The 6276-nt window shown below is 71.1% G+C and carries 8 protein-coding genes and 1 tRNA gene; 1 reads left to right on the top strand and 8 read right to left on the bottom strand.

The features are described 5' to 3' along the window. Together ACK4JY_RS02425 and rimP are read right to left on the bottom strand one after the other, a co-directional pair. A partial coding sequence (locus ACK4JY_RS02425) for a NusA N-terminal domain-containing protein (protein WP_409602618.1) occupies positions 1 to 165 on the bottom strand: 165 nt, incomplete at its 3' end. 4 nt (positions 166 to 169) lie between these two features. Further along, a complete protein-coding gene (rimP, locus tag ACK4JY_RS02420) occupies positions 170 to 718 on the bottom strand; it encodes a ribosome maturation factor RimP (RefSeq protein WP_409602604.1) in 549 nt (182 codons plus the stop codon). 200 nt (positions 719 to 918) lie between these two features. Here rimP and ACK4JY_RS02415 point away from each other — a divergent pair, with 200 nt between their 5' ends. After that, positions 919 to 1440 (top strand): biotin transporter BioY, encoded by a 522-nt coding sequence (locus ACK4JY_RS02415; RefSeq protein WP_409602603.1) that lies wholly within the window; start codon positions 919 to 921, stop codon positions 1438 to 1440. Here the strand turns inward: ACK4JY_RS02415 and trmB are convergent. From trmB to hemC, 6 genes are all read right to left on the bottom strand, one after another. Beyond that, entirely contained in the window at positions 1430 to 2137 is a 708-nt protein-coding gene (gene trmB, locus ACK4JY_RS02410; RefSeq protein ID WP_409602602.1) for a tRNA (guanosine(46)-N7)-methyltransferase TrmB, read from the bottom strand. The genes ACK4JY_RS02415 and trmB overlap by 11 nt on opposite strands. 65 nt (positions 2138 to 2202) lie before the next feature. Further along, positions 2203 to 3054, bottom strand: a complete 852-nt coding sequence (locus ACK4JY_RS02405; protein ID WP_409602601.1) for a sulfotransferase family protein — start codon at positions 3052 to 3054, stop codon at positions 2203 to 2205. 56 nt (positions 3055 to 3110) lie between these two features. After that, positions 3111 to 4316, bottom strand: coding sequence for a methionine adenosyltransferase (gene metK, locus ACK4JY_RS02400; protein ID WP_409602600.1), 1206 nt, complete (start codon positions 4314 to 4316; stop codon positions 3111 to 3113). 180 nt (positions 4317 to 4496) lie between these two features. Beyond that, positions 4497 to 4572, bottom strand: a tRNA-Thr gene (locus ACK4JY_RS02395). A gap of 42 nt (positions 4573 to 4614) precedes the next feature. Next, positions 4615 to 5286 carry a uroporphyrinogen-III synthase gene (locus tag ACK4JY_RS02390; protein ID WP_409602617.1) on the bottom strand — a complete coding sequence of 224 codons (672 nt, stop codon included), beginning with the start codon at positions 5284 to 5286 and terminating at the stop codon, positions 4615 to 4617. A gap of 5 nt (positions 5287 to 5291) precedes the next feature. After that, positions 5292 to 6242 (bottom strand): hydroxymethylbilane synthase, encoded by a 951-nt coding sequence (hemC, locus tag ACK4JY_RS02385; RefSeq protein WP_409602599.1) that lies wholly within the window; start codon positions 6240 to 6242, stop codon positions 5292 to 5294. Positions 6243 to 6276 lie beyond the last annotated feature (34 nt).

Genomic DNA, 6276 nt, shown 5'->3' with positions numbered 1-6276 from the left:
GGCGCGGATGTCGTGATGGGCGCCGTAGCGCGACTTGGCGCCCTTCTGGATCGCCTCCTCGATCGCCTCGACGACGATCTCCTTGTCGATGTTCTTCTCGCGCGCGACCGCATCGGCGATCTGCAGCAGTTCGAGTCGGTTCGCGGAAACGCCGGCGACAGCCATGCTCTTAGTCCTCGGTCTCAGTGGGATCGATATTGTCGTTACGGGCGGCGCGCTTCTCGGCGCCCGCCTTCATCAGTTCGTCGGTCAGCACCAGCTTGGCGTCGACCAGCCAGTCGAACGGGATCAGGGCGGTGTCCTCCTCGCCATCCAGGTCGATGGCGATATTGGAGCCCTCGGTCCCGGCGATGGTTCCCTTGAAGCGTTTGCGGCCCTCGATCATGCGATCGGTCTCGAGTCGCGCCTCATGGCCCTCGAACAGGTCGAAGTCGCTCTGGCGCGTCAGTGGCCGGTCGATGCCGGGCGACGACACCTCCAGCAGATATTCGCCGCTGATCGGGTCGGCCGCGTCGAACACCTCCGACACGGCGCGGCTCAGGCGGGCGCATTCCTCGACCGCGATGTCGTGGTCGCTGGGCCGCTCGGCCATGATCTGCAGCCGCCGGCGCAGGGTGCCGCCCATCAGACGCACGCGCACGATGTCGAGGCCCAGGCTTTCCGCCACGGGTTCGATGAGCTCCAGCAGAGCGCGGTCTTCGACGGTCTTGGCCTTCAAGGCTGGGTCCCGGACAAAATAAAAGCGGCGGGCCATCCACGGCCGCCGCTTTGAACGACGCCGTTGGACGCCGGTCTAACGATGTGAGGGGGCGTATAGACCCGGGAAAGCGGTTTGTCAGCCCCTGACGTGCGCGGCTCCCCCGGCGGTCGCGCGAGGCCGCCTTGCCAGAACGGCCGCGCTTGACCAGAACCCCGCCGATGACCGCCCCGCTCCGCCTCGCCGCCGTCGCCGCCTTCGCCCTGCTGATGGCGCTGTGCGCCCAGGTCGCCGTGCCCATGGTCCCGGTGCCGATGACGCTGCAGACCTTCGCCGTCCTGCTGGCCGGCGCCGTGCTCGGCCGCGGATGGGGCGCGGCGGCGGTGCTGCTGTACCTCGCCATGGCCGCGCTCGGCCTGCCGGTGCTGGCCGATGGCGCGGCGGGGCTGGAGCCCTTCACCGGACCCACCGCCGGCTATCTGGCCGCCTTCCCGCTCGCCGCCCTCGTCGCGGGCGAACTGAGCCGGCGCCTCGATCGGCGCCCGGCGGCGCAGGTCGCGGTGATGATCGGGGCGCATCTGCTGATCCTTGTCGTCGGCGCGGCCTGGCTGGCGCGCGCCATCGGCGTCGGGGACGCCCTCGCCCATGGCTTCACGCCCTTCCTGTTCGGGGCGGCGGTCGAGTCGGTCGCCGTGGTCGGCTGCGCCGCCCTGCTGCGCCGCCTGCCCGTCTTCAGGTCCTGACGAAGTCGAGGAAGATCGGCGCCGTGTCGCCCAGCTTCTTCTCCTCGTAGCGGGTCACCACATGGTCGGCCGGCGCCGCGCGCCAGTCGTCGGCGCGGTCCGCCGTCCACGCCAGCCCGGGCGTGCGCTCGAACCGCTCCAGCGCCCAGTCGGCATAGTCCTTCCAGTCGGTGACGAAGCGCAGCCCGCCGCCGGGCTTCAGCAGCCGCGCGATCTCCGCCGCCGTCTCGTCCTGCACCAGCCGGCGCTTGTTGTGCCGCGCCTTGTGCCACGGGTCAGGAAACAGGATCATGACCCGGTCCAGCGAGGCCTCGGGCAGGGCCGTCATCACGTCGCGGGCGTCGTCGGCGTGCAGCCGCACATTCTTCAGCCCGCCCTCCTCGATGTGGCGCAGGGCCGAACCGACGCCGTTCAGGAACGGCTCGCAGCCGATCATCAGCGTGTCCGGATGGCGCGCCGCCTGAGCCGCCAGATGCTCGCCGCCGCCGAAGCCGATCTCGAGCCAGACCGCCGTCGCTTGCGGCATCAGCGCCGCCGGATCGATCGGCCCGGCCTTCGGATCGGGCAGGGCGATGGCCGGCAGCAGGGTGTCGAACAGCGCCGCCTGGCGCGGCTTGAGCGCGCGCGACTTGATGCGGCCGAACGAGCGGAGCGGGCCCCGGGTCGGGGGCGTGGAGGCGTCGGGGTCGGAGGACATGGCGGGCGTATAGCCGGGCGAAGCGCGAGGGGCGAGGCGCGCGCTGCGCCGCGGCCTCGTCAGGCTCAGCGGTAGCCGAGCTCAGCCGCGATCGGACCCGCCGCCTCGAGAATGAGCTCGGCCTGGGCCGCGCTCAGCTCGTCCCGCCAGCCTCCGGCGACGCCGCGTCGGTAAAACGAGCTGCGGTCCTCCTGCCCGGGCTGCCGGCCCTGGCTCAACCGTTCGAACCGGGTCGCCGCGACGCAGGCCGCCACGACGGTCGGCGAGGCGTCGACGCCAAGGAATTCGAACACCCGGCCGAGGGCGGCCTGCGGGTCCGCCTTCATCGCCTCATAGGTGAACTCCAGACAGGACAGCCCGTGCCGTTCGGTCTCCGCCCGAACCGAAGTGATGTAGTTGCGCCACCCCAGCGCCGTGTCCTTGAGCGACGCCTCGATCGAGGGGAACCGCACCTCGGGATGCACCCGCTCCATGTGGCGCAGCATCGACAGGGCGGTGTCGCGCGGATCGCGGATGATGTGCACATAGTCGATGTCGGGAAACAGGGCGGCGTATTCCTCGATGTAGAGGCCGAAATCGGGGTCCTTGCAGCCCAGCCGCCGGGCCCCGGGGAAAGGGCCGTCCCGACGCATGCGGGTTTCGACGAAGGCCTTGAAGACCGCATCGACCTCATCGATGTTCAGCCGCGGAAACACGGCCTCGCCGAACACCCGCATGTTCCGCTCGGTCATGAAGGCGTTGTAGGTCTTGCCCGCGTCGGCCAGTCGGTCGCGAAAATAATGGAATTTGCCCTCGCCCTTGCACACGACCTCGGGGTGGGCGTTGAGGGCGCGCTCGACCCAGGTCGTGCCGGATTTCGGCACGCCCAGGGCGAAGAAGAGGGCAGGCTCAGGGGCGGCGGCGTCCGAAGCGTCCATCGCGGCCCTATAGCATTGTCGTCCGGCAGGGGAAGGGCGGTCCCGCCCGCCGCGTCCTAGGCCGGGATCAGAGCCTTCAGCTTCTCCACCAGATCCGTCTTCTCCCAGCTGAATCCGCCGTCCGCATCCGGTTCGCGGCCGAAATGCCCGTAGGCCGCGGTGCGGGCGTAGATCGGCTTGTTCAGACCCAGGTGCTCGCGGATGGCGCGCGGCGTCGCCCCGCCGATAAGGCCCAGGATGTTGGCTTCCAGCACCGCCTCATTGATCGGGCCCTTGGCCGTGCCGTGCAGGTCGACGTGGATCGACTGGGGCTTGGCCACGCCGATGGCGTAGCTGATCTGGATGGTGCAGCGGTCGGCGAGACCCGCCGCGACGATGTTCTTGGCGAGGTAGCGGCAGGCATAGGCGGCCGAACGGTCGACCTTGGTCGGATCCTTGCCGCTGAAGGCGCCGCCGCCGTGGGGCGAGGCGCCGCCGTAGGTGTCGACGATGATCTTGCGCCCGGTCACGCCCGCGTCGCCGTCCGGCCCGCCGATCTCGAAGATGCCGGTCGGGTTGATGTGCCAGACCGTGTTCTCGTCGGTGAAGCCTTCCGGCAGGACCGAGAGGATGTGCGGCTTGACGATGTCGGCGACGTCGGCCGAGGACAGGCCCGGCGCGTGCTGGGTGGACAGGACGATCGAGGTGGCGCGGACGGGACGGCCGTCCTCGTACTGGATCGTGACCTGGCTCTTGGCGTCGGGCTCCAGCCGGGTGTCGCCGCCGTGCCGGACCTCGGCCAGACGCTTCAGGATGTTGTGGCTGTACTGCAGGGTGGCCGGCATCAGCTCCGGCGTCTCGTTCGAGGCGTAGCCGAACATGATGCCTTGGTCGCCCGCGCCCTCATCCTTGTTGCCCGCGGCGTCTACGCCTACGGCGATGTCGGCCGACTGGCCGTGCAGGCGGTTGATGAATTCGAGCTTCTCCCAGTGGAAGCCGGACTGCGCATAGCCGATGTCCTTGACCGCGGCGCGAACGGCGGCCTCGATCTCGGCCTCGACGCCGGGCGCCCAGTGCCCCGCCGTGTCCATCACGCCCTCGCCGCGGATTTCGCCGGCCAGCACCACCAGATTGGTCGTGGTCAGGGTCTCACAGGCGACGCGGGCATAGGGGTCCTTCGACAGGAACAGGTCCACCACCGTATCGGAGATACGGTCCGCGACCTTGTCGGGATGGCCCTCGGACACGCTTTCCGAGGTGAAGAGGAATGTAGAACGGGACAAGGCTTGGCTCCGGCAGGGCCCCGCTACGGCGGGGCGTGGCAGGAGACATATAAAGATATCTTTATGGGATCAAGAGAACGCGGCGGCGCGCCGCATCAATCGTCATGGACCGGCCTGCTCCGCGGCCGCGGAGCGGCGCCGAGCGCCCTGCCGGCTGCGCAATAAAAGCAAGAGGAAAGGTGGTGCCGCTTAGGTGACTCGAACACCTGACCCCCGCATTACGAATGCGATGCTCTACCAGCTGAGCTAAAGCGGCCTTCAGCGCGGCGGAACGAGCCGCCCGCGCGAGAGCCGCTCTTTATACGCGGGGGGAGGCCTTGCCAAGCGCCTCGAACAGCGCCGCCTCGTCCGGGCGCGCGGCGAGGCGGATGTCCAGCCCGGACGTCCCTACCAGCGCCGCCGACGCGCCGGCGGATATGGCCACGGCGACCTGGCCGGCGAACGGCCCCAGCGCCGCCAGCGCCCGCCCCGCCCGGGGAGAATGGACCAGCACGGCGTCGAAGCCGGCCGGGGCGACGGTTCCGGTGGCGACGGCCTCGTAGAGCGGCAGGCGGCGGACCTCGACGCGGCCCGCCAGCAGAGCCGGCAGGTCCCCGGCCGGCTCCTGCGCCCCGGGGGCCAGCACGACGCCGTCGGCGGGGGCCTCCGCCGCCAGCAACCTGGCCAGATCCTCAAGCGCCCCGCCCGCCGAGCGGACCGTGGCGAAGCCGGCCGCGCGGGCCGCCGCCGCGGTGGCGTCGCCGACCGCGAACACCGGCAGCGAGCGCTCGTCCGACAGGGCGGCGAAGGCGCCGACGCCATTGCGGCTGGTGAAGGCGAGGGCGGCGACCCTCTCCAGACCCGGTGCGGACCGCGCCAGCGGACGGATGGCCAGCAGCGGCGCGACGACCGGTTCGAAGCCGAGGGCCGTCAGCCGGGCGGCGGTGCGCGTCGCGCCCGGTTCGGCGCGGGTGACCCAGACCCGGCGCAGGACGCTCAGGGATCGACCCTCTGGTCGCCCGCCGCCGCCTGCACCTCGGCGCCCAGATGCAGGCCGAGGGCGCGGGCCTCGTCCTCGAGGTCGGCGATCTGGCCGGCCGCCATCTCGGCCGACCGGCGCCAGCGCGCCGAACCGTCGGGCGCGAGAATTTCGGTGGTCAGCCGCAGCCGGCCGGCGGCGATCTCGGCATGGGCGCCGATGGCCGTGCGGCACGAGCCCTCCAGCGCCGTCATCGCCCCGCGCTCGGCCGCCACCGCGAGGGTGGTCGCGGGATCATTGAGGGCCGCGACCCAGGCCGCCCTCCGGTCGTCCTCCCGCGTCTGCAGCGCCAGCGCCCCCTGCCCCGGCGCCGGCAGGAAGTCGTTCAGCGACAGCCGCTCGCGGATCACCGCCTCGAAGCCGAGCCGGTTCAGGCCCGAGACGGCCAGCAGGATGGCGTCGAACTCGCCCTCGGCCAGCTTGCGCAGCCGGGTGTCGACATTGCCGCGCAGCATCTCGATCTGCAGGTCGGGCCGCAGGGCCAGGGCCTGGGCCTGGCGCCGCAGCGAGGCGGTGCCGAGGCGCGCCCCCATCGGCAGTTCCTCGAAGGCGGCGAAGCTCTCGCTGACGAAGGCGTCGCGCGGATCCTCGCGCGGCGGGATGGCGGCGATGCACAGGCCGGGCGGCTGCTCGGCCGGCACGTCCTTCATCGAATGCACCGCCACGTCGACCCGGCCGTCGGCCAGGGCCTCCTCGATCTCCTTGGTGAACAGGGCCTTGCCGCCGATCTCCATCAGTCGGCGGTCCTGCACCCGGTCGCCGGTGGTGACGATCTCGACCAGCGGCACGGCCTGGGCGATGTCGGCCTCGGCGACGCCGAGGGCCCGGCCGATGGCGCGCTGCATCATGCCCGACTGGGTCAGCGCCAGTTTGGAGCGGCGCGTGCCGATGCGGACGAGAGGAGCCATGAGACAGCCGTTGCGCCGGGGGGTCCGGGTCGTT

Source organism: Brevundimonas sp. (genome assembly GCF_046295595.1).
Lineage (GTDB): Bacteria > Pseudomonadota > Alphaproteobacteria > Caulobacterales > Caulobacteraceae > Brevundimonas.
The sequence above is the reverse complement of the archived record's forward strand: the minus strand, read 5'-3'. Positions and strand labels throughout refer to the sequence as shown.